The sequence below is a fragment of the Nonomuraea sp. NPDC047529 genome, assembly GCF_040642995.1.
Classification (GTDB): domain Bacteria; phylum Actinomycetota; class Actinomycetes; order Streptosporangiales; family Streptosporangiaceae; genus Nonomuraea.
In genome coordinates, this window is the sequence record NZ_JBEYTJ010000011.1 from 200,340 (window position 1) to 222,830 (window position 22,491).

General features: G+C 68.4%; 20 protein-coding genes. 8 read left to right on the forward strand and 12 right to left on the reverse strand.

The features are described 5' to 3' along the window. Positions 1-4: 4 nt before the first annotated feature. The 4 genes from ABZ815_RS20080 to ABZ815_RS20095 are packed head-to-tail and all read right to left on the reverse strand — an operon-like array spanning position 5 to position 4,010. Positions 5-151 (reverse strand): hypothetical protein, encoded by a 147-nt coding sequence (locus ABZ815_RS20080; RefSeq protein WP_357699872.1) that lies wholly within the window; start codon positions 149-151, stop codon positions 5-7. 9 nt (positions 152-160) lie between these two features. After that, positions 161-499, reverse strand: coding sequence for a hypothetical protein (locus tag ABZ815_RS20085; RefSeq protein ID WP_357699874.1), 339 nt, complete (start codon positions 497-499; stop codon positions 161-163). Then, positions 496-1,152 (reverse strand): hypothetical protein, encoded by a 657-nt coding sequence (locus tag ABZ815_RS20090; protein ID WP_357699875.1) that lies wholly within the window; start codon positions 1,150-1,152, stop codon positions 496-498. The genes ABZ815_RS20085 and ABZ815_RS20090 overlap by 4 nt, the downstream gene beginning before the upstream one ends. Positions 1,153-1,199: 47 nt before the next feature. After that, entirely contained in the window at positions 1,200-4,010 is a 2,811-nt protein-coding gene (locus ABZ815_RS20095) for a hypothetical protein (RefSeq protein ID WP_357699877.1), read from the reverse strand. Positions 4,011-4,254: 244 nt separating this feature from the next. Here ABZ815_RS20095 and ABZ815_RS20100 point away from each other — a divergent pair, with 244 nt between their 5' ends. Further along, the gene (locus ABZ815_RS20100) at positions 4,255-4,866 is read left to right on the forward strand and encodes a DUF6082 family protein (RefSeq protein WP_357699879.1); all 612 of its coding nucleotides are present in this window, start codon (positions 4,255-4,257) and stop codon (positions 4,864-4,866) included. A gap of 177 nt (positions 4,867-5,043) precedes the next feature. Here ABZ815_RS20100 and ABZ815_RS20105 read toward each other — a convergent pair whose 3' ends face one another. Genes ABZ815_RS20105 through ABZ815_RS20115 form a run of 3 tightly spaced genes read right to left on the reverse strand, consistent with a single transcriptional unit; the run spans position 5,044 to position 8,951 of the window. Further along, entirely contained in the window at positions 5,044-5,718 is a 675-nt protein-coding gene (locus tag ABZ815_RS20105) for a hypothetical protein (protein WP_357699881.1), read from the reverse strand. Positions 5,719-5,724: 6 nt separating this feature from the next. Beyond that, positions 5,725-6,189: a hypothetical protein gene (locus ABZ815_RS20110; RefSeq protein WP_357699883.1), complete on the reverse strand. Its 465-nt coding sequence runs from the start codon at positions 6,187-6,189 to the stop codon at positions 5,725-5,727. Next, the gene (locus ABZ815_RS20115) at positions 6,189-8,951 is read right to left on the reverse strand and encodes a fibronectin type III domain-containing protein (RefSeq protein WP_357699885.1); all 2,763 of its coding nucleotides are present in this window, start codon (positions 8,949-8,951) and stop codon (positions 6,189-6,191) included. The genes ABZ815_RS20110 and ABZ815_RS20115 overlap by 1 nt, the downstream gene beginning before the upstream one ends. 243 nt (positions 8,952-9,194) lie before the next feature. Here ABZ815_RS20115 and ABZ815_RS20120 point away from each other — a divergent pair, with 243 nt between their 5' ends. The 3 genes from ABZ815_RS20120 to ABZ815_RS20130 all read left to right on the forward strand — a co-directional run bounded on the left by ABZ815_RS20120 (position 9,195) and on the right by ABZ815_RS20130 (position 12,079). Further along, the gene (locus ABZ815_RS20120) at positions 9,195-10,040 is read left to right on the forward strand and encodes an aspartyl/asparaginyl beta-hydroxylase domain-containing protein (RefSeq protein WP_357699887.1); all 846 of its coding nucleotides are present in this window, start codon (positions 9,195-9,197) and stop codon (positions 10,038-10,040) included. An 8-nt stretch (positions 10,041-10,048) separates the two neighbouring features. Next, positions 10,049-10,924, forward strand: a complete 876-nt coding sequence (locus ABZ815_RS20125) for a hypothetical protein (protein ID WP_357699889.1) — start codon at positions 10,049-10,051, stop codon at positions 10,922-10,924. Between the two features lie 324 nt (positions 10,925-11,248). Next, complete coding sequence (locus ABZ815_RS20130) at positions 11,249-12,079, forward strand: aminoglycoside phosphotransferase family protein (RefSeq protein WP_357699891.1); 831 nt, start codon at positions 11,249-11,251, stop codon at positions 12,077-12,079. 3 nt (positions 12,080-12,082) lie between these two features. Here the strand turns inward: ABZ815_RS20130 and ABZ815_RS20135 are convergent, their stop codons facing one another. Beyond that, positions 12,083-13,372 carry a helix-turn-helix transcriptional regulator gene (locus ABZ815_RS20135; protein ID WP_357699893.1) on the reverse strand — a complete coding sequence of 430 codons (1,290 nt, stop codon included), beginning with the start codon at positions 13,370-13,372 and terminating at the stop codon, positions 12,083-12,085. Positions 13,373-13,551: 179 nt separating this feature from the next. Between ABZ815_RS20135 and ABZ815_RS20140 the strand changes: the two genes are divergently transcribed. From ABZ815_RS20140 to ABZ815_RS20155, 4 genes are all read left to right on the forward strand, one after another. Further along, positions 13,552-13,842, forward strand: coding sequence for a hypothetical protein (locus ABZ815_RS20140; protein WP_357699895.1), 291 nt, complete (start codon positions 13,552-13,554; stop codon positions 13,840-13,842). Position 13,843: 1 nt separating this feature from the next. After that, positions 13,844-14,248 (forward strand): hypothetical protein, encoded by a 405-nt coding sequence (locus ABZ815_RS20145; protein WP_357699897.1) that lies wholly within the window; start codon positions 13,844-13,846, stop codon positions 14,246-14,248. Beyond that, complete coding sequence (locus ABZ815_RS20150) at positions 14,245-14,478, forward strand: hypothetical protein (RefSeq protein ID WP_357699899.1); 234 nt, start codon at positions 14,245-14,247, stop codon at positions 14,476-14,478. The genes ABZ815_RS20145 and ABZ815_RS20150 overlap by 4 nt, the downstream gene beginning before the upstream one ends. Before the next feature lie 235 nt (positions 14,479-14,713). Then, positions 14,714-15,034: a hypothetical protein gene (locus ABZ815_RS20155; RefSeq protein WP_357699901.1), complete on the forward strand. Its 321-nt coding sequence runs from the start codon at positions 14,714-14,716 to the stop codon at positions 15,032-15,034. A gap of 72 nt (positions 15,035-15,106) precedes the next feature. On the opposite strand, the gene ABZ815_RS20160 is transcribed toward ABZ815_RS20155, so the two are convergent. From ABZ815_RS20160 to ABZ815_RS20175, 4 genes are all read right to left on the reverse strand, one after another. Continuing rightward, complete coding sequence (locus ABZ815_RS20160; RefSeq protein WP_357699903.1) at positions 15,107-15,688, reverse strand: hypothetical protein; 582 nt, start codon at positions 15,686-15,688, stop codon at positions 15,107-15,109. An 8-nt stretch (positions 15,689-15,696) separates the two neighbouring features. Beyond that, positions 15,697-16,566 (reverse strand): hypothetical protein, encoded by an 870-nt coding sequence (locus ABZ815_RS20165; RefSeq protein WP_357699905.1) that lies wholly within the window; start codon positions 16,564-16,566, stop codon positions 15,697-15,699. Next, positions 16,567-18,849: a hypothetical protein gene (locus tag ABZ815_RS20170; protein ID WP_357699907.1), complete on the reverse strand. Its 2,283-nt coding sequence runs from the start codon at positions 18,847-18,849 to the stop codon at positions 16,567-16,569. A gap of 64 nt (positions 18,850-18,913) precedes the next feature. After that, the gene (locus ABZ815_RS20175; RefSeq protein ID WP_357699909.1) at positions 18,914-22,363 is read right to left on the reverse strand and encodes a hypothetical protein; all 3,450 of its coding nucleotides are present in this window, start codon (positions 22,361-22,363) and stop codon (positions 18,914-18,916) included. Positions 22,364-22,491 lie beyond the last annotated feature (128 nt).

Sequence of the window (22,491 nt, forward strand, 5' to 3'; positions counted from 1 at the left end):
GGGGTCACCTCTTCTCTGAGGGCTGGAGGTTGAGCCACTCGGCCACGGTGAGGCCGAGCGCGGCAGCGGGGACATGGATCGGGAGAACGGCGGGCACGAGCAGCACGCCGTCCTGGCACGGGAAGACCGTGCCGACGGGAGGGGAAGTCAAGGCCGCGGGTCAGCCTCGGGTGAGCTGGATGAGCGCGATCACCGTGCCCGCCACGGCGACCACGATGGTGACGACAGCGATGATCTGCCGGGTCCGCTCCGCGAGCTGGCCGCGCGTCACGGCCTCTCGCTCCAGCGCGTCGAGCCGGGCCTCCATCGCGACATGCCGGAGCTCAGCGGCGGCCTGATTCTGCTCCACGCGCTTGACCAGCTCGGCATGCCGGTCGTCCACCTGATCCAAGCGCTGCAGGATTAAAGCGGTAGACCCGTTCGTCCGCTCGAACCCCAGCTCGACCGCACCGCGCAGCTCCGCCAAGGCCAGCGCCAAATTAGGCGAATCCTCGCTCACGCGCTGCCCCCGGTCTCGGCGGCGCTGAGAAACGTCAGCGGCGGCTTCAACGCGAAGCTCGGCGGAACCGTCCGCACCGACGACTCCCTGCCCCATTCGATCGCCATGCGCTTGGCCTCCACCCTGATCGGGTCGATCCGGGCCTGGCTCGTGATCGGGTCCAGCGGGTCGGCCGAGGCCGCACGGGCGGCGCCCACGTACGTCAGCGCGCCCTGCCGATCGTGCAGCGGAGCTGCCTGCATGGTGAAGCGGTGCTGCTTGACCAGCCGGATCCGCTCCAGGTGCGCGGCCAGCCGGTCAGCGTCGGATACGCCAGGCGTCCAGCAGGTCGGCAGATCACGGGTGGCGTCCAAGATCGCGGCATGCGCCTTATCCGGCAGGCTCGGTGGGTCATCCGGGTACGGGATGCCCATCTCATGCAGCGCGACGTCCAGCAACGTCGCCATGTCCTCCGGGTCGATGCCGTAGGCGGCCGCCCGCCACTCGAACAGCGCGTGCGGCATCACCATCACGCCGACGCCGCCGGCGTCGTTCGTCATCCAGATCCCCCACATCGGCTCCGCGCCGGGCGCGCCGGGGTCGATCTCGACGGGCCCGCCCTCCTTACGTGATTCGATCGCGGCACGCGAGTAGCCGAGCTCGGCGTCCCACACCTGTATGACCTGCGGCATGCCGGTCCCTTCTCTCGTTGGTGTCGTGATCAATGCCGGTGGGCCCAGAAGTAGAAGGCGAACGACGTGCTGTTCGCGAGGTTCACCTGGAAACCACTGGTGTCGGACGCCGTGAGCGCCCACGCCTTCGGCACGTAGTTGTTGGTGAACGCCGACGGACCGCCCGAGCCGCCATCCCGCAGCGCGACGACCGGCCCCATGTTGGTGGCCATCGAGGTCGGCGAGCTGGGCGGCCCGTAACGGTAGATAGCCCAGTTCGGCGACGCAGCCCCGCCGACCGAGACGGACCCGGCGGCGAACGCATCGTAGGGCGAGGTCTCGTTGGCGTCCCACACCCGGCCCCTGATGTAGAACCGGCCTGTGCTGTTGAGGTAGATGAACGTGTCGAACGACGAGCTGCCGGTGGAGTACCCGAACATCGCGTAGCCCTCGGCCACGTCCAGGCCGCCGCCCTGGCGGTTGGAGAACGAGGCGTCCCTGATGCCGAGCCGCACCAGCCCCGCGGCCACCTGCAACTCGGCCCGCGCGGTGCCGCCGCTGTTGGTGCCGCTGGTGATGAACGTCGTCGTCTCGCCGGAGTACCAGCCATCCTCAGCGTAGATCCTGGTGTAGTTGTTGTTGCTCGCCGGGTAGAAGCGCAGGTCCAACGTGCTGGAGTCGAGCACGAAGCGCCGGCCGGTGGCCGAACTGCGCATGACAGACCCGGTGATCGTCTTGCCGGTGATCGCGTCGGCGGCGATCGTGCTGGCGGTGACAGACCCTGCCGCCAGCTTGTCAGCCGTGATCGCCGCGGCGGCCAGGTGCCCCGTCTGGATCGCCCCAGCCACGATCTTGTCGGCCGTCACAGCGTTGGCCTGGATGTGCCCGGCCTGGATCGCCAGCGCCTGAATCAGCCCGCCCGTGATCGATCCGGCGACGATCTTCGCGTCGGCCGGGATCGACCCCGAGATGATGTGCTCGGCACCGTCGATCACCTCGCCAATCAGGTCGGTGTCCACCAGCGGGTGCGTGGCCGCGACTGCCCTCGCCGACTCGCCGGACACGTTGCCCGACCGGTCGAGCGCGACGAGCCAGAACTCCCTGTCGGCGTTGTAGGGGAGACCGGGCACGACCGCGGTCCCCGCCCGCTCCAGCCACTCCACCGCCTGGCCCTCGTCCTCGGGGTCGAGCGGGTCACGCACCATGACCAGGACGCGGTGGAAGTCGGCGGGCATGCCCGTCCCCGAGCTGGTCAACCCGTCCCACGTGACCCGGACGATTCCCAGCCGGGAGTCCACGACCGGCGTCGATGGGATCGGCGGCGGCGTCTCGTCGTCCGGAATGGTGATGACCGCCGAAGTAGCGAGCTGCCCCTTGACGCCCTGGTTTGTGGCGCGCACCCCGAACCGCCACTGGCTCTTCGGGGTCAGCGGGCTGTAGGAGATCGAGGTGCCGTCGGTGTGGCCGAGCACTCGTTCTGCGCCGGTCCCGGGCGGGGTCTGCCCGATCAGCTCGTACCCGTCCACGGCCAGCGACACGCCGTTCACGTCCGTCGAGACGGGCAGCCACGACACCGCGATCAGCCCGTGCGCGTACCCCTCCGCGTCGAGGTATGCCTGCGGATTCACCACCAGCCCGGTCGGGGCGGCCGGGACGCGGTCCTTGCTCTCCGGCGCCGGCTCGCCGCCGTTCCCGCCCTCCGACACCCCGCCGGACAGGATGCCGTTCGCGCGCCGCGCGAGGCGGATGTCCCTCTCCAAGAACCGATCGTTGAGCACGAGGTTCCCGCTGATCAGCCCGTCGCCGTCCACCGACAGAGTGATCTGCCGGATGCGCAGCGCCTGCATGACCGCCTGGTCACCCGGGGCGCGGATCGTGTCACCCGGCCGGTAGTCGCGCAGCGGCAGGAACCGGGCCGCGTACGGCGTGATCTGCCGGGTGAGCTGTACCCGCTCCCCCGACGCCCGGTCGAGGGCGTACTGCGCGAGCAGACGTGCGGTGCCCTCGTCCTTCACCCCGCCCTGCGACTGGACCACCTCCCACCGCCCCCACGGCGCGGCAGCACCGGGATTGGTCACCTCGACCGACAGGCCGTCCTCGCCGGTGATGAGGATCGCCGACGCCGCGTCCTCGAACGTGGCATCGTCGGGGGCTTGGTCGATGTCCCGCCCGAGGCGCAGCTCGACCGGCGCGGGCCCGGAGCCGAGCTGGCGGCCGAGCACGGTGTCGGGGTTGAACACCTGCAACGTGCGGCCCTGCATCTGCCAGTCACAGACGCCCTGCTCGCCAAGGTTGATCAACACGGCCAGCAGGTCCGTGCCCGGGTCGAGGCCGAGCGTCAGCGTGGCCGCCCACTCCTGACCATTGGAGTCCTGGGCGGCGTCGAAGTCGTAGGACAGGCCGGGAAGAGTCCCACGGCCCTGCGCCTCGTCGATCATCTGCGAGACGATGTCGCCGACGCTCGCGGCCGGGAACTGCCTCTTCCCGTCGATCATCCCGATCGCCGGGTACAAGGTCAGCTTGCGCAGCATCCACGAGTAGCCGGGCATGTCGTAGGAGCGGCTGAGCGCCTGATCCGCGCCGTCCCCGGACCGTTTGATCCGAAGGAACCGGCCATTCGCCGGCTCCGTCCATGCCCCGCCCGCCGACCACTCCACCGCCACCTCACACGGCGAAGCGAGCCACTGCGAATCGGCCGCATGCCCGGAGTACGTCACCTTCAGACTCGGCGTGTCGTTGAGCGGCATGCCCATCTCGAACCCGAGATGCCGCCCGAGCACTCCGAGTCGTGGCCCGTTCGGCTGGTAGGCGACCAAGCGCAGCCCGAACCGCATCGGCTCGCCCGGCGTGATGACTTGCACAGATTCTCCAACCGCACATTGATGTGGCTGACCTTGCAGAAATGCGACCGATGAGGCAGAACAGCAATGAGGACGATTGACCTCGGCCGCCTGATGCGTCTACAGGCATCTGCAGCGACTCAAGGAGGCGCATGTGACACGCCGGGCACGTCGAGTGGTACTGGCAATATTGCTGCTGGCCGCGCTCGCTCTAATGGCCGGGAGCCTTATTCTCTCACCTGCAGCCCTAAGGCTCATGACTAATATGATTCCACCTGACGAGTGGGCTGTTTTGAGCGAGATAGGGCAGGCGTATGGCCCGGCTTCCGCCCTACTGGCAGCCCTTTCTCTTCTAGGGGTCGCCTATTCGCTGATCGTGCAGGCACGGACCGCTGGCATCATGGCTCAAGATTCAATGAGGACAATGCACCTCGACCTAATCCTCCGCTCAATTGATCGCCCTGCTCTGAGTCAGGCACACGGAGGGCAGTGGTCTGGTCCAGAGGACGATTTTGATACGCAAATCAAGGTAATGGCTAACGCCTGGACGAGCTATTGGTTCGGCATGCACGCTTCTGGCGTTATGGATGACAATCTATTGCGGACAGTGGCAAGGAACTATTTCAGGGGGGAAGCTGGTAGAGCGCACTGGCGAGCCAATGCGTACGGATATCGCGTCGACACGCAGGGGCGACGCAAGCGAACCTTCTGTCGAATCATGGACGAAGAATTAATAAGGGCCGAGCCTGTGAAACCCAACCCGCTTGTATCCCCTCCGCCCGCCGTGCACAAAGAGCCCATCTTGATCAGGCTACTCGCAGGAATTTGCCTGGTCCTGGCAGCCGCCATCTACAGGAAGTGGCGCTTCCGAAGATGAGGCAGAAGCCGAGCGGGAAAGGTGGTCTATATTCGGAGCTTCATCCGATCTGCGCCGCTACCTGATCTGGGCCGTGAACTTACCCGTCTGATCCGCTGCTTCGACGCATGATTGTACAAAGGTGCGTTCGAAACCGGATTGATCTCCTCACGCCGTTTCTGTGTTGGTGCGGGTTAGTTAGTTCCAGTCGTCAGCGGTGACCATGATCACGCGATCCAGCAGGTCGCCGTACCCAGTGGTACCGGCCACCAGTTCAACGGGGGGCAACGTCGCTCGCTGCCCTACCCGGCTGCGCATGCCGAACAGCGAGTTCTTGAGGAACTGGTCACCGCCCGGGAGACCGGGCAGCTCAACCGGCGTCGTGGACAGCAGCTTCGGCGGCGTCGTGTACGCGGCGACGAGGACCGCCACCCACACGAACCGATCCGTCGCCGGAGCGGGCACGGGATTCGGCACCCCCGGCTCGGACTCCAGCCGCCAGCGGCGATTGCCTTGCTCCGAGAACGCGTCCGTGCGCGGCACCGACGAGTACACCGACATGGTGCCTAACTCCTCCGCGTAGACGGCGACTCTCGACTCACCACTGACGAGGCCGGACGCCGGCGCGCACGTCGTCACCCACACACCAATGATCGACAGGCCCGCAGGCTGCACCAGCCGCGCCATGTACACCGCGCTGACCTCGGCCGGAGGCTGGACGGAACTCGTGCATGCGTCAGGGTGAGCAGACGACATCCAGCCGTCCCAGCCCAGCGGGGCCCCCGGAGGAGGAGGCACCATCACCGGCGTGCCCGCGGGCGGCGGCTCCTGCGGCGCCTGCGTACATGAGCAGTTCAGGGTGATCGAGCACATGATCTTCTACTCCTTGTCTGCCCGCTCAGACGCGAGCAAGTACCTGTCGATGTCCAACCTCATGGCCGCGATCCGCACCGGGTCGGTCCGGACGCCGTCGCGCAGCACTTGCAACGGATCGGCCTGACCACGCCGGACCGCTGACCTCGATGTGGCCACCTCGCCGAAGCGCTCCTTGCAGGCGGCGACCTGGCCGAGCACACGCGCCCGCGCGGTGGCGGCGTCACTTTCCAGCACAGGCAGAGCGTCCTCCTGGCCGTCGGCGTGCATCGCGTGCAGCAACGGCGTGTACAGCAGCACCTCGATCGCCTCGTCCAGCGTCTGCAGCCCGTGCTCGGCCATCCGGATCTCGAACGCCTCCTTCGGCCACGACGCAGCGAACGCCTCGCTGCCGTCGTCCAGCGGCTCGTAGAAGATGAGCCAGCTCTCCGGCCCCTCGACCACATCCGAGATCCGCCACCGCTGCACCATCACGTCACCCCGTGCTGTCTCCAGGCCCACACATGCAGGGCCACCGTGAACGTGGGCGGGCTGCCCAGACTCGATTCGCTCGACCGCAGCGTGAACCCGCCCGTCCCCGGGTTACGCATGTGGAACGACAGCCGGTCCGGGACCGGGTTGTCCGCCGAGAACACCAGCCGCGGCGTCGACGCCAGCGTGACGGCGAACCCGACGAAGTACGTGGCCGCTGCCCCGCCCGACTCCGGCAGTGACCGCGCGAACATGAGCATCCCGGCGCCCGTCTCGAACGACCACGTGCCCCGGAACGTGGTGTAGCCGGTCGTGGACGTACCACCCCGAGAGAACAGGAACCGGTTCAGGCGGCCTTGGATGTCGTTGTGGCCGACCTCGAGTTGCGTCGGCTGCGCAAACATGTAGCCGCCCCCGGCGAGCCCGTCACTGGCCTGCACCATGTGCATGCGCCACTCGTCGCCGCGCTGGATGACGTAGGAGCGGCGGGTGGTGTCCGGCGACAGGCCGGACACATGGGTGATCGCGCCGTCGCTGTCGGCGTACGTGCGGGCGTAGTTCGTTCCGCTGCCCGGGTAGTAGCGGATCTCGGGGTCGGCCGCACCGGCCGGGTTGATGATGATGCGGCGGCCGGTGACGCCGGTCGCGAGCTGGCCCACGATGCTGACGGCGCCGGATGCGGAGGAGATGAACACGGTCTGCACGCTGGAGGCGTTGTACGCCTCCAGCCCGTTGGCGTTGAGTTCGACGCGGGCCCCGGCCGGAGAACCGGCGACAATCCGGGAGGCCAGCGCGAGCACCGCCTCCAGCTTCGCCGCGGTGATCGCCCCCGCGGCGATGTGGGAGGCGAGGACCTGCCCTGCTGCGATCTTCGCGGCTGTGATCGCGTTGGCCACGATCGCGCCGGTGGTGATCGAGTCGTTCGCGGCGTCGCCCTGGACGAGCTGCTCGGTGGCGATCGTCGCCGTCACGCTTCGGGCTGAGGTGTTGCCGGAGCGGTCGATCGCGGTGAACGCGAACTCGCGGTCGAGGCCGTACGGCAGGCCGGGCACGATCAGCGAGCCGGCTGCGTCCATGTACCCGATCTCTTCCCAGCCGGGATCGAGCGGGTCCTGCATCCAGACGAGCACCCGGTGGAAGTCGATCGGCATCGGGACCGCCCCGACGCCGAGCCCGTCCCATGCGACGTGCACGACACCGAGCCGGGACGCGAGCGTGGGAGTGGTCGGCACGGGCGGAGCGGTCGTGTCGTCCGGGATCGTCACCGCCACCGAGGAGGAGAAGGGCCCCTTCTTGCCGAGGTTCACGGCGCGGACCTTGAACTGGTACTGCTGACCGACCACCAGCGGGCTGTAGGTGGCGTTGGTGTCGGCGGCCTCCGTCGCCGACACCAGGAACCACGGTGCACCGACCTCATTGATCCGCATGAACAGCTCGTAGCCGCCCACGGCCAGCGCCACGGCGTTCACGTCCTGGGTTACCGCGCCCCACGTGGCGGTCACCTGCCCGCGCGGCAGGCCGTGCTCGTCGCTGTACGCCATCGGGTCTACGATCAGCGCAGCCGGGGCGGCCGGGGTGCGCGGCGTTGGTGACTCCGGCGCCGGTCGCGCACCGGACCCGCCCTCGGCTGTGGAGCCGCCGACGATGCCGGCCGTGCGGCGGGCCAGCCTCAGATCCCGTTCCAACAGGCGATCGTTCAGGGTCAGGTTGCCGCCGAGGACACCCTTCTCATCGCGGGTGATCGTCATCTGTCTGACGCGCAGCGACTCCATCGCCCCGCCCTCGCCCGGCGCGAGAATGCGGTCCCCGGGACGGTAGTCCCGCCACGGCAGCCAGCGCGCGGTATGCGGGGTGATCTGCCGCGTCCGCTGGACGCGTTCGTGCCCGACCCGCAGCAGCAGCGCCTCGGCCAGGAGGAACGCCGTCCCCGGATCGGACACGCCGCCCTGGCCGATCGCCGCCTCCCACCGGCCCCAGGGAGCTTCGGCGGCCCCGTTCGTGAACGACATGCGGAACCCGTCATCGCCGACCACGAGCGCCGACGTGGCCGCGTCCTCGTAGGTGCCGATGTCGGGAGCGGCCACGATGTCACGCCCGAACCGCAGGTCAACCGGTGCGGCACCGCTGGCCAGGTCCCGCCCCAGCACGGTGTCCGGGTTGTACGCCTGCAACGTGCGCCCGTTCATGCGGAAGTCGAGCGTGCCCTGCTCGGCCAGGTTGATCATCGTCGTCAGCGCGTCGATGCCCGGCTGGTAGTAGATGGTCACGACCTTCGCCCACGGCTGTCCCGCGCTGTCGTGCGTCGGCGTGAAATCCCAGGAGACGCCCGGCACCGCGCCGCGCGCCTGCCCCTCCTGCAAGAACGTGGCCAAGATCGCGCCCGGCGTCGAACTCAGGAACGCACGCTTCCCGTCGACCAGCGGAGCTGAGCCAGGGAAGAGCACCACCTTGCGCAGCATCCACGCATAACCGGGGAGCTCGAACCGGCCCATCCCCGCCCGATCCGTGATGTCACCACGGCGCTTGATCCGCAGGAACCGGCAATCCGGTCCCTCCGTCCAGGTCTGCCCATCGATGCTCCACTCGACCGCGACCTCGACCGGCCCGTTCAGCAGGTCCGCATTGACCGCGTTCGCGCTGGTGGACAGCATGAGCGCGGGCACGTCGTTGAGCGGGCACGCGGCCTCCACCCCCACCGGATGCGGAAGCATCCCCAGACGGGCACCGTTGGGAGCGTGAACGACGAACCGCAGCTCCAGCATGATCGCCCCCCTTCCAGCCCCGGACGCGACACATGAGCACAAGAGGGCCGTCAATAGCCCCGGCCGGGACGGTCCTGTGCGCTGGCCTGCGACGCCCCGCAACTCCAATGATCACGCCGTGTCGGCACGCGAGCAGGCTTGAACAGCTCTGAACAGCCTTGAACAGCAAGTCTCTAGACCTGACCAACCCTCGGCAGCCACGCTCCGGTCGGTGGGCTACATCCCCCACAAACGGGAGGAACCATGCACAGCAGGAGCCATGACCTCGACAGACAGGTGACCTGCACCACCGCCACGATCGATGGCGAGGTGCTGGAACGAGTCCGGCACGAGGTGCTCACCGTGCCCTCCGGATGGGTAACCGAGTACGGCCAGTACCAATCGGGCGGATGGGACACCCTGTCCCTGCTGAACGCGACCGGACAGGCCACCGATGTCACGATCGCTGACTGCCAGCCCATCACCACCGACCTGCTCGCCGCCATGCCGGAAACCGGCAGGCTGCTCAACGCCCTGCAGCTCACCTTCATGTGGGCTCGCATCGCCCGCCTCGCCCCGAACTCCTACCTGTGGGAGCACCGCGATTACGGCGAGCTGGTCGCCACCGAACGCCACCGGCTCCACATCCCGATAGTGACCAGCAGCTCAGCAATCCTGATCCTGGCCGGCCGAGCGGTCCACCTCGAACCCGGCAAAATCTGGCAACTCACGCCGACCTTCCCACACGGAGCCGCCAACCTCCACGGCCCGCACCGAATCCACCTCATCCTCGACTGCTACGCCGACTCATCACTGACGCGGCTGACCGACGGCGCCCACCTTCCAGCCTCCGCTGTCCGGGATCTCCCCCCGCTGACGGACGGCGCAGCCGACGAGTCCCTCTCCAAGGCCCGCGCCCTGCTCCAACTCGGCTACACCGAGGCAGCGGAGCGCCTCCTGCTGCACCTCTACTTCACCCACCAGCTCGGCGAGGGAGTCGTCTACGACATGCTCACCGACCTGCACGAGTCCGTGCAAGAGACCAGAGCAGCCACCGTGTGGCAGCAGCGAAAGAGCGTGTTGCTCGGGCTGCACGAGAGGAGTTCATGATGTCCGTGGTGTGCCACGAAGCAATCGACCGCCTCGCCGACCTCAACCGTGCCGACCAGTTCACCGTCCTGGAGCACGCCACCGAGGTCCTGGCCGCCAGCCCGGCCGTCACCCACCTGATGGTGCGCGGCTCATTCGCCAAAGGCACCTCCGACAGGCTCTCGGATGTCGACCTCGTCGTCGGCGTCACCGACGAGCAGTTCACCACGTTCGCGACCGTCCACGATGCCCTGATCTCCACCGAGTTGAACGGCCTGTTGCCCGCCTGGCCTGACAAGATCGTGCCCCGCATGGGCGGGCTCGGCTACGTGCACCTCATCGACGCCGGGGGCCGACTCCACCAGCTTGACCTCTACCTGGCGCCCACCTCACGCATCCGCGACCTCACCCTCCTCACCCGTGGTGAGGTCATCTACGAAGCCCCCGGCATCCGCGACACCACCCGGGCACCCCGCAGGGACGTCGAGGCGTTCATCGCTGATCAACTGGCCGCTCCCCTCACGTGCGGGCAGTTGGTCGTCGAAGCGCTCGTGCTCGCCTGGATGATCCGTAAGCGGATCAAGCGCAGCCAGCAGTTCATGGCCTACACCGAGATGCACCTGCTCACCACGGCGGCCAGGACGCTGATGCGCACCGCGCTGTCCCCGCAGAGGGCGTACTACGGGTGGTATCACCTGGAGGACGACCTCGGGATAACTCCGATCGGGCAGGACTGCCTGAAGGAACTCGAAGCGCTGATCGCCCTGCCTCCTGTCCCGACTGTCGGATCCCTGGACGACTGCCTGCGGCGCATCCTGGCCGTCGCCCGACGGGCAGCTCCAGACGCCGTACAGACGCTCCAGCTTCCGATCGACGCCTACATGTACCACCTGGCCAGAAGCTGACCTGCAGCCCCGGCCCTCCAGGGGAGCGCTGGGGCTCATCCATGCCCTCGCCACAATTCGAGAAGGTACGATAACGAACTGTGACCCTACCGTGGCGAGCTACCAGCGCCGAGCCGGAGTAACGAGGCACGTCCTCGCCGCGCTCGGCGACGCGAGCGTCCGCCGATCATCCGTCCGTCACTGCGGGGTCTTCTCATGTCACACGATCGCCATCCTGAGCCGCGGCCTCTTGGACGCACCGCGACCCGCCCGGCCTGGGATCAGCTTCCCGACCTGCGGGAATTCCTCACCAGCCACCTAGGCGCACCCATCCGTGCCGCGCACGTGCAAAGCGGCGGCTTCACGCCCGGCGTCGCCGTCCGACTGGACCTGGGCGCAACCCGCGTCTTCGTCAAGGCCATCAAGACCGGGCACGTCCTGGCCGCCAAGTACCGAACCGAGGCAGCCACCGCCGCAGCGCTGCCCCATGACGCGCCCACCCCCGACCTTCTCTGGCACGGCGAGGGCGCCGGCTGGGTCGTGCTGATCTTCGAGGACGTTCAGGGCTCACACCCTGATCTACGGCCGGCCTCGCCCGACATCGCCGCCACGGTAACGGCGCTGGCCACCATGGGCGACACGCTGACGCCGAGCCCGTTGGACCTCCCGCCTGCATCGGCGACCCGAGGCGGCTGGCTGCACGGCTGGGCCGAGCTCGCGGCGTGTCCTCCGGACGACCTCGGCGGCTGGGAACAGCGCTTCCTGCCGAAGCTCGCCGAGCTGGAGTCGCTCTGGATTGCGCACGCCGACGGCAACACGCTCGTCCACGGCGACATCCGCCCCGACAACATGCTCATCACGGCTCACGGCTCGGTGGTGGTGGTCGACTGGGCCCAGCCGTGCAACGGAGCAGCCTGGCAGGACGTCACCGATCTCATCCCCCACCTGATCATGGCCGGGAACACCCCGCAGATGGCGGAGAAGGCCCTGCTCGGACTGCCGGCCTGGACGGCAGTCCCTCCAGACGTGATCACCAGCTACGCCACGGCATACGCCGGCTACTGGAGCAGGATGAGCAGGCAGCCCGCCCCTGCTGGCGTGCCGCACCTGCGCGCCTACCAGCGGCAGGCGAGCAAGGCCGCTCTCGCATGGGTCATGTACCGCACCGGGTGGTGACGGTCATCTGCTGGTTGTGATCATTGCTCGCAGGTCTGCCACAGCCGGGCGGCTCCGCTGTTTGACCGGAACCGCTCGTAGCACCATGCGCCCGGTCTCCCGGATGTGGTTTGTGCGATAGTCGGCAGGAAGTGAGTCGAACAGTCCGGCGGCTATCCTCGCGGCCTTGTCCGCATCACCGAGAGCAGCGGTGCTGATCGCCTCGTGCAGTCTGGCGTTCACTCGATACTGGTAGGAACGCTCCGGGATGATCGCCAGCACGTGGTCGCGGGCAGTGTCCGCTGCCGCCTGATCTCCCGCAAAGGCGGCCACCCAGCTCTCGGCGAACGGAATCTGGTCGGCCTTGAAGAAGCCCAGCCGATCACCGGTAACCCCGCGATCCATGTGATCATGCAGGGCGCACAGTGTTCTCGTTGCTTCCTCTGGTCGGTGCAGCAGCGCAAGGGCCTTGGCTCGGGCCGTCATCAGGCGAGGCCATGGACGGTGGCTGATGCGGGTAGCGTTGTCGATGAGCCGGAGAACCGTTTCGGGCTCCCGTTGCCCGTACAGGCCGTGAATGGCCTCCTCCCCGCGAACGAGGAGACTCAGCTCCGTGTCTCTGGAGGCGTCAGCACTCCTGCGCGCGGTGCTCCACCAGCGGATGGCGGCTCCATGGTCGCTGATCCGGCTCAGGGCGTTGGCCTGGATGACGGACATTACTGCCGCCACCCGGAACAACTCGGTCAACTCCTCGCCGGCCGCGCTACCCATTTGCTGCCGCAGGGCGTACAGGTCGATGGACAGGTCCTTCACGACCTGGACAGGTGGGCGCGTGCGCAGAGCGTGCAAATGATCAGCGCGGGCGATATCCCAATCTTCCGCGCTGCGACGTGAATCCGTCGTCACATCAAGTTCTTGTCGAACGACCTCGTCGAAGCCGAGGACTCCAACGCTGGCGGCCAGTCCGAACAGCCGTCGGCGGTTCGTGTCATCCTCCCGACCCTCGTCAACGTCGCCTGCTCCTAGGGTATGCATTGGGCCCAGCGCGACAACAGGGGGAATAAACTCCTCAATCGGGGCAGAGGACACATCTTCCCCATATGCCTCAATAAGGGCGCCATCCGCCCCAAGATCATGGTCGAGGCTGATGGCTGTCGCCCTAGCCGGGAGCGTCTGGCCTTTCTCCAGCATCGTCACGTAGCTGGGGCTGATGTGGGCGCGTTTCGCGAAGGCCCGTACCGACGAATCGCCTCGCAGTCGTCGCAGTACCTGCCCGAAGTGTGTGCCCATCAGCCACCGCCCTGCCGATGCCATGTGTCCCACGCTGTTCAGAACCTGTGAACAAGGCTGAACGCCTGTGAACACGAACCCTCTAGAGCTGATCAATCGTGTTGGCCACGCTACTCCTGCGGCGGTAATCGCCCAACCACATCGCCTTTGAGATAGGCGGAATCTGCGCAAAAACGGCACCATTCTCACCCGGAGCACACTTCATGCTGTCTGCAAAAGAGCCATTTGTAACGGTCTATGCCTGGCGTGTCCAGAGCGACGCCAATCGCGAAATGTCGGGTGTGACGGGCGATCAGGGAAAGGCCCTCGGCGACATGCTCGGCGCGTTCGGTGAACTGCCGGGCGTGCCCCTCCGAGCTGACCTGCGCATCGCTGGCGTCGATCCCCGCGAGGTGGCGGTGCAGTACCGCCGCATCCAGACCCTCGTCCGCGCCCAACGGACGCCCACCCACCAGGCGATGGCCCATCCGCCGCTGCCCACGCTGGGGGGATGACGTGGACCAGCCACTTCCCACCACCCGAGACCAGACCCTGAAGTACACCCTCTACGCCCAGTTCCAGTCCTGGCGCCAGCTCGTCCTGTCCCGCCTGGCCGCACGAGACGTCACCGGCCAGCTCGCAGAGCTCGCATGGATGTCGGCCATCACCTTCACGGCCTACGACAGCCAGATGGCCCTCGCCGGGCGACTCCTGCTGCGGGACATGCCCGTACCTCAGGTGCTCGGCGCGCTGGGCGCGCGCGACGTCCCCTCGGTGCTGGCCCTGTGGAGGCCGTGGGCCGCCCACCAGAGCGAGATGTTCCGGCTGGGGCGCGGGGTGCTGTCGCCGCAGGACGCGGACCGCGTCACCGCCCTGCTGACGACGAAGAACATCAGGCCGCAGTCAGGAGAGATCGCATGAACAGCAGCAGGGCCTTCCGCAACTGGGGTTACCTGGACAACGCCAGAGCGGCCGTCGATCCGATGCTGTTCGCGCCGATCAGACCCGGCGAGGAGAACGGCCTCGAATTCCTGCCGATCCAGGGAGCGGAGGGAGTCATCGCGCTCCGCCGCCCTCAGACTCCCGACGAGGTCGTGATCGTCGCCGTGCTGGAGCTGGCGACGCTGATGAGCATCCTGCCTCCTCTGTAGCTCACCGACGTCCGGCATCCCTTCCGCCGATCGATGCCGGACGGGCCCGCTGAATCGCGGCGGCGGGCCCCTCCTCCGCAGCCCACCGGCGCGGAGGGAGTGGCCAGGACAGGAGACGAGCCGCCTCCTGATCCTGGCCACTCACGAGCCACCCGCGCGCACTGCCACCATCAGCACAGCCCGGCGGCGTGCGCGGTCAGGAAGGACTCAGCCGTCTTAGATGAAGGGAATCAGCATGTCACGCACACCCCTGGCAGAGCGGGTCAACGACCACATCGAGTTCTCCGACCCGGGCGTTGATGACGGGCCCACGGTGATCGCGTCGCTCGATGAATGGGGCGCGTTCCTGCTCGCCCTCCAGGAAGACGAGCAGCCGGTCGAGGGCGCCGTGCGGACGAGGAGCGACGCGGCGGGCGTGGTGAGCATCTGGCACATCCACGGCAAGGACGTTCCGATCACCCTCGCGGCCCCGGACTGGGCCGAGTTCGTCGCCCTCGTCAAGCAGGGCGAGTACGACATCGAGCGGTTGCCTCTCCAGGCGGCCCAGTCGGTCTGACCGCCACCACAGCAGGAAGGGCCGCAGCGTGCTCGGGGACGCTGCGGCCCTTCTGCGCGCCCGGCCGACGTGTCACCGCAGCGCGATCAGCGGGGTCATCCCGAAGGTCTGCCACTGGCCCAGTTCCAGCACCGCGGGCGGCTCGTCATGCTGCATGCTGATCCAGCAGGCGTCGGGGATGAACGGGGCGACAGTCGAATCAGGCTTATACGCCGCGATGCCGCCGTCCTCCATGAGTCCCAGGGACAGCACGACGTGAACCCAGCGCCCCTCCGAAGCGGCAGGGACCACCTCGTACAGCGGCGCGGCGGCCCATCCAGCCGCGAAACCAGCAGCCGTCGCAGCCGTACCGGCCACCGGAACGACCGGCTGGCCATGGCCCGATTCGTAGATGGCGGCCCGCCACGTGCCGGTCGTGGTCTTGGTGTTGCGAAGGGCGATCCAGACGGCCTCGATTGTCTGGCCAGCGGGCATGTACATCATGACCGCGTACGAGCCCGGCGTGTCACCCGGAGGGCTGATCAGGCGGTCCTTGGCCAGCCAGGTGGGCACCGTCTGCGCGAATCCCCACCGGGAGAACGCGCTCTCCAGGTGGTAGTGCGGCTCGGGCGGGCCGGACAGAGAGGGCACGGCGTCGATGGCGGTGTCGTGCATGGATCTCCTCACAGGAACGAACGACGGGCCCGGATCTCAAGCCCGGATGCCGATGTGGTGGATGTGGCTGTGGCGGTCACGAGAACCGCGCGGGAGTGTGGGTCACCCACAGCAATGGCAGGGGTCAGGTGGAGCCAACAGAATGCGCTCCCCGGCCCCGTGGCGATGATGGTGCCGGTCACGTCCGTCCCGGACGTGAGGTCCCAGGTGTCGGAGGTCACGAGCCGGGCCCGCATTTGCCCGCAGTCGATGAGCAGCCGCTGCCCGGCCAGCAGACCGGAGGAGCGGCCCACGGTGCCGCCGCTCGCGACGTCGGTGATCGACGGGTTGACGGCCGGGCCGGTGACGCGCAGGACCGCGTCCACGATGGGGCCGGTGCTGCCCGCGAGTGGGGTCACCAACTGGCTGGCCGCGTTCGCCGCCCCGGCCCAGGTGACCTCGGCCGGGTCACGCCAGTACACGCCGGGGATCTTGCAGACGGCGGTGAGCCGGGCCCGGGCCGCTGAGGTGTTGATCTCCGGCTCGGACACCGCTTCCACGGTGATGCCCGCGACGCGCACGATGCTGCCCGCCGTGTAGGTGAGCTGCATCAGCCGGTGCCGGACGCCCAGCATGGCCGAGACCGCTTCAAGATTGTGTTCTAGCTGCTCGAACCCGCCGTCGGCCCCGGCCGGGGTGCGCCCGGTCACGCCGATGACGAGCGGCAGCGTCGTGGTCTCCAGATCCAGGCCGTACACCGGCAGTTCGCCGGCCACACCGGGCACCTTGACGCTGACCGACCTCGCGCCGGGGATCGGGCGGCGTTTCGTGCCGACCTTGGCCCGCCAGCACCCGGCCGGATGATCGAGCGGTACTCCGTCGAGGTGGTACATCGGCATCTACAGCACCCCCAACATTCCGGCATAGGCCAAGCCCCTGTTCACGGTCTCGCTGGTGGGCTCGGCAACCGGGTTGATCGCTGTCACCTGGATGTTCACCGGCCCGCCCGGCCGGTCGTGTGTCCCGGTCACGGTCCGCCCGGTCGAGCCGATGTCCACGCTCAGCTCCGGCCGGAACGACCGCTCCAGGTCGCCCGCGATCCGCGACGCGGTGGCCAGCACCGTACGAGCCGAGTTCTGCATGCCTTGGGCCATGCCGAGCATCGTGAAGTGGCCGATCTCCGCGAACAGCGTGGAGGGCGAGTTGATGCCCATCGCCTGCCGCACCCAGTCCGGCAGGATGTTCCGGAAGAAGCCCCAGATCACGTCCCGGAACCAGCCAGCCGCCGACTGGATGCCGTTCCACAGCCCTTGCAAGAGCTGCCAGCCCAGGTTGTCGATGACAACCAGGAACTCCAAGATCGCGCGGCCGGCCGTGCCGATCGCGCCCACCAGATCGCCGCGCAGGAGCATCGCGGCTGACTGCACCAGCGTGATCAGCGGCGGCAGCAGCGTCGTGACGAGCTGCAGCAGCGGCGGCAGCAACGGCAGGATCACCGGCAGCAGCTCGGCGACAGCAGCAACCAGCGTGATCACCGCGGGCGTCACCTGCACCAGCGCCTGGAGGAGGATCTGGCCGAGCTGCCCGCCGACCTGGGCGAGCAGCGCGATCACCGGGCCCAGGATCGGCACCAGCCCGGTCACGAGCTGCGCGGTCAGCGCCGCGAGCTGCGGCAGCAGCGGGGCCACCGCGGGGATCACGCTGGCCGCTAGCACAACGGCTAGCGCGCCCAGGAGCGGCAGCATCGGAGCCAGTTCCCGGGCCGCGAGCGCGAACGCCGCGACCAGCAGGTTCAGCGACGGGAGGCTCGCCTGCACGGCGGCCGCGAGGACCTGGGCGACGAGCGCGGCAAGCTGGCCGACCACCGGGAGCAGCGGAGCGACCGCGACCATGATCGACGAGAACGCCGTGGCGAGCGGCACCAGCGCGGGCGCGACGGCCTGGACCGCCCGCCCAAGCGCGGCGAAGATCGCCGACACCCCGGGGAACAGCGCGGCCAGCGCGGGGACGACTGCCTGAATCGCGGCGGTCAGGATGGGCCCGATCTGCACGGCGAGCGCGGCCACGAGCGGCGCGAGCAGGCCGACTCCTTCGGCGACCGCGACGAGTGCGGGCGCGAGCGCCGACCCCATCTGTCCGAGCGCGACGAAGATCGCCGTCAGGGTCTGCTGTCCGGCCAGCGAGTTGACCCACACCGCGATCCGGTCCAGGACCGTACCGAGGACGCCGAGCGCGTCGCTCCCGGTCGCCCGCATGGCCGCGAAGACGCCGGACACGATGTCCCACACGTCGGACGCGATCCCGCCGAGCTGGCGCAGGACTTGGACGGCGCCCTCCATCCAGGCCAGGGCCCGGCCGGAGTCGGCCGCCCGCGACAGGAAGGTCCCGAACCGGGCCGCCAGCAGCGCCAGCTCGGGCGCGAGTCCGGCGGCGAACTGCGCGCCGACCTGCGTGATGCGGGCCAGCCCGGTCAGCACCGGATCGATCGCGACGGCCAGCTCATCGACCGCGCGCCGCAGGGAAGCGAACACCGCGCCGATCGCGGACACCGCGACACCAGACCGGGCGAACTCGGCCACCCGCACCACGACGCCGGCGATGGCGCTGGCGACCGAGGACATGCCGATCGCGAGCGGCCCGACAAGGACGTCCGCCAGCGCTGTGAGCTGGCCTGCCAGCGGCGCGAACAGCGCGTCTTGGACGAGGTTCCCTACCGCGAGCAGGACGGGCCGCAGTTCTCGCAGCTCCCGGGCCGCTGCCTGCGCGGCCGGGGACAAGCCGGAGATGGCCTCCTCGAACTTCTTCTGGTCCGCTCCCAGGGCGGCCTCGAAGGCGTCGCCCACTCCAGACAAGGCCACGGTCAGCGTGAGGAGCCCGGCCGCGCCGAGCGCTGCCGCGCCCGGAAGCGCCGCGACCAGCCCGACAGCGGGAGCGAGCGCCGCCCCGAGCGAGATCACGCTGTTGGTGACCGCGCCGGCGGCGGCGGACAGGATCGCCATCCGGGCCGCCGCGACCACGACCTCGACGCCCATCCGGGCAACCGATGTGGTGATCCCGGCGGCGGAGGTTCGGAACCGGCGCGACGCCTGCTCGGCGTCGCCGACCGCGCGGCGTAACCGGGTGGCGAACGACTGGTCGCGCAGGTCGATCGTGACGAACAGCTCGCCCACGTTGATCGCCATGTCTCCACCTCCTGTGGGGTCCGGAAGGGATGTGGAGACATGGCGACGATCTCGGGTGGGCCGGTCAGGCCAGGCCGAGCACCGCGGCGTACTGGAGGCCCTTGTTGACCGTCTTCGACGTGGGCTCGCTCACCGGGTAGTTGTTCGTCACGTGCACGGTGGTGTGGTTGCCGCCGTAGCTGCCCGGCACCATCCCCGGGGTGAGCGTGGCCACCGGACGCGGGGTGAACGCCTTGGTGAGCTGGCCAGCGATCCCAGACGCGCGCGCGAGCACCTTCGGCGCGGCCTGGGCGATGCCCTGGTCGAGCCCGGCCACGGTGTTGACGCCGACGTCGGCAAGAACCTGGCTCGGCGACTTCATCCGCAGCGACTTCTTGATCTGGTTGACCAGCGCGTTCGCGATGTCACGCATCGCGGACTCGATCGCCTTCTTCTGCGAGACGATGCCGGTCAAGAAGCCCTTGCCCGCGTTCTTTCCGGCGTCGAACATCGCATCGGCGGCGGCGCGTCCGGCCTGCTTGGCGGCCTTCTCGATCATCCCGTACGTCGAGTTGATCGACTTGAACGTGGCCGAGTCGGCCTGGAGGATCGCCTGCCCGAGTTCGGTCCCGGCGTCGGGCCCGGCCTCGATGATCTGCTGCAGAAGCCCCTTCGACAGGCCGCGCTTGGCGAGCTTCTTGATCGTGTTCGCCCAGGTCTTCACCTGCGCGAGCCGAGACGTCAGCCCCTCCTGGATCTTCTCCGCGCTGACGGGGTTCTGCTCCGAGAACCCCATATTCGACAGGCTCGCGAACTGACGGCCCTGGTCGGCGATCTGCTTGGCGTAGGCCATCGCGTCGGCGAGGACCTTGACGATCGTCTCGCGTTCCTTGGCGAGCTTGGCCAGCTCGCCGTTCCCGGAGCGGATGGACTCGACCAGGTGATCCTTCACGCCGGACGTGATCTTGCCGGACTTGAAGGCGTTCACCACGGCGTCGACCATCCGGCCCGCCGTGTCCTTGATCTTGGGCTCCTCGCCCTGGAGGCCGAGGAGCCAGCCCTTGGCGGTGTCGGAGCCGATCGCCATCATGACCTTCGACGGCGACGCGATCCCCAGCAACTTCTTGATCCAGGAGATGAAGCCGGAGAAGAGGTTGCCGACGCTGGAGGTGAAAGAGTTCCAGGCGTTGACGAATCCCTCTTTGATCCCGTTAACCAGGTCCTTGCCGAGGTCCCACAGCTTTTTGAAGGCGCCGGTGATGGTCTCGCCGAATGCCTTGACCCCGTTCTTGATCGTGTCCCAAGCGCCTTGGAAATCTCCGGTGAGCACTTTGGCCAAGGCGGTGACGATGCTGATCACCAGCGGCAGCACCGACGTTCCCAGCTCGATCAGCGGCGGGAGGAACGGCGTCACGGCCGAAACGATCTTGGTGAAGATCGACGCCAGCCCGAGGAGGATCGGAGACAGTGCCGTGATGAGCTGCACCAACGGCGGCAGCAGACTCGTGGCAAGCTGCATGATCGGCGGCAGGATCGGCAGGATGGCCGAGATGAGCTGGCCGAAGATCTGCGCGAGCTGCGTGAAGATCGGCGACAGGGCGACGATGGCCTGCTGGATGGTCTGGCCGAACAGCACGGCCATCTGGCTGATGGGCGGCAACAGCGGAGTGATCGCGCTGACCAGGATCGTGATCGCCTGAACCAGGACACCGCCCAGGGCGGCCGCGATCTGCCCGACGACCGGAATCAGCGGCGCGATCGCCGGGACGAGCCCGGTGATCAGCTGCGTTGCGAGCTGAGCGATCGGTGGGACGACGGGCAGCAGGGCCATGACGAGCTGGCCGAACGCGGTCGCGATTTGACCGATCACTGGCCGGAGCTGCGTCAGCATCGGGGCCAGCGCTGAGGCCAGGGTCTGGCCAACCTGCACCAGCACCGGCACGAGCGACGTGGCGAACGCGGCCACGAGCTGGAGGACGGGCGGCAGCAGCGGGATGAGCGCGGCGGCGAGCTGCGCGAAGCTGGCCACCAGGACACCGATCGACGGCCCGAGCTGGACCAGGACCGGCCCGAGTTGTCCGGCCAGCGTTTGCGCGATGAGCGTGAGGCCAGACATGAGCGGCCCCGCTAGCGAACCCGCTAGCGACACCAGTGCGGCCAGCAGCGGAGCCACGGCCTGGAGCAGCCCACCGAGCCCGGTGACCATCGTGGACAGGAGGCCAGAGTTCTGGCCCAGCGCGGCCGAGATCGGCGCCAGGAAGCCGGCGAGCTGGCTCCCGAACTGGCCGAGCGATCCGGCAACCTGCGACAGCATCGGGGTCACCGACGCGACCACGCCCTGGATGGCGGGCAGCATCGGGCCCAGGAATTGGCCCAGCCCGGCCGTGAACTGCCCGATCAGCGGCGCCATCTGCTGGAACATCTGCTGGAGCGCGGGCGCGATCTGCGTGGAGAACATGGCCTTGAGCGACCCGGCCGCCTGCGTCAGCGGGCCTTGCAGGACCGAGGCGGCCTGCGCCAGGTCGGCCTGCACCGACTTCTTCATGTCGGCGAAGGCAGCCTTGACCTTCGCGGACTCCATCGCGGCCTTGATGCCGATGACCGCGATCCCAGCTGTGATCCCGGCGAACACTCCCGCCAGGACGCCGCCCGCAGCGACTCCGGCCGTCCCCATCCCGACCAGCGCGAGGCCGGTCTTGTTGGCCAGGCCGAGCACCATCGGGGTGGCCGACAGCGACGCGGTCCCGAACTGGAGCAGGCCCGTGCTCATCGTGGCCAGCGCCCCGCGTACGGTCAGCGACGACAGCCGGATAAGGCCGGAGATGATCGTCCACGCCGTGTGCGCCCGGCGCAGGTTCGTCACCGCGCCGGATATCCGGTCGTACGCCTGGGAGATGCGGTCGCGGGCCTCCTGCGCGGACGCCCACATGCCGCGCACCCCGGCCGCGATCCCAGCAGCGGCGGCCTGCACGCGCGGCCTCACCGCGTCCACGGCCTTGCCGATCGCCATGGACGCTAGCTGGAACGCTAGCGCTACTGGAGAGAAGCCGAGCATGACGGCACGCAGCCCGGACATCTCGCCCGCCATCACCTTGCGGGCGATGATCACGGCGGCAGCCAGCAGCGCCAGGACCGCGATGACCTTCAGGAAGCTGCGGCTGGACTCGGACTCGAACAGCCGCGCGGTGAAGCCCATGACGCCCATCGCCTGCCCGAACACCCCGGACATCGCGGACACCTTGGAGATCGCCCCCGACAGGCCCCCCAGACTGCCGAGGATCCCGGAGACGACCTCGCCCAGCCGGGTGCCGGACAGAGCAGCGTTGAGCACCATCTCGGCGAGCGCGAGCCCGGCCTGCTGCGCAGCCGACACGACCGCGTCGCCCATCCGCGCTCCGGCCGCCGTCATGGCGTCCATGACCGCGCCGAACAGCGGGCTCGCCGCGCGGGCCTTCGCGACCGCCGATGACAGCGTGCTCGACACCCGCTCCCTCAGATCCAAGGTGATGAACAGTTCGCCCACGTTCAGGCCCACAGGTACGCCTCCTCACCTGGTCAGTGCTTGTCAGGGGTGAGGGCGCGGGCGATCCGCGTGTCAGCGTCGAGCAGGCCGAGAATGCGAGTGCGCAGCCACCGCCAGGACCGCCCCTCCAACGACGCGGG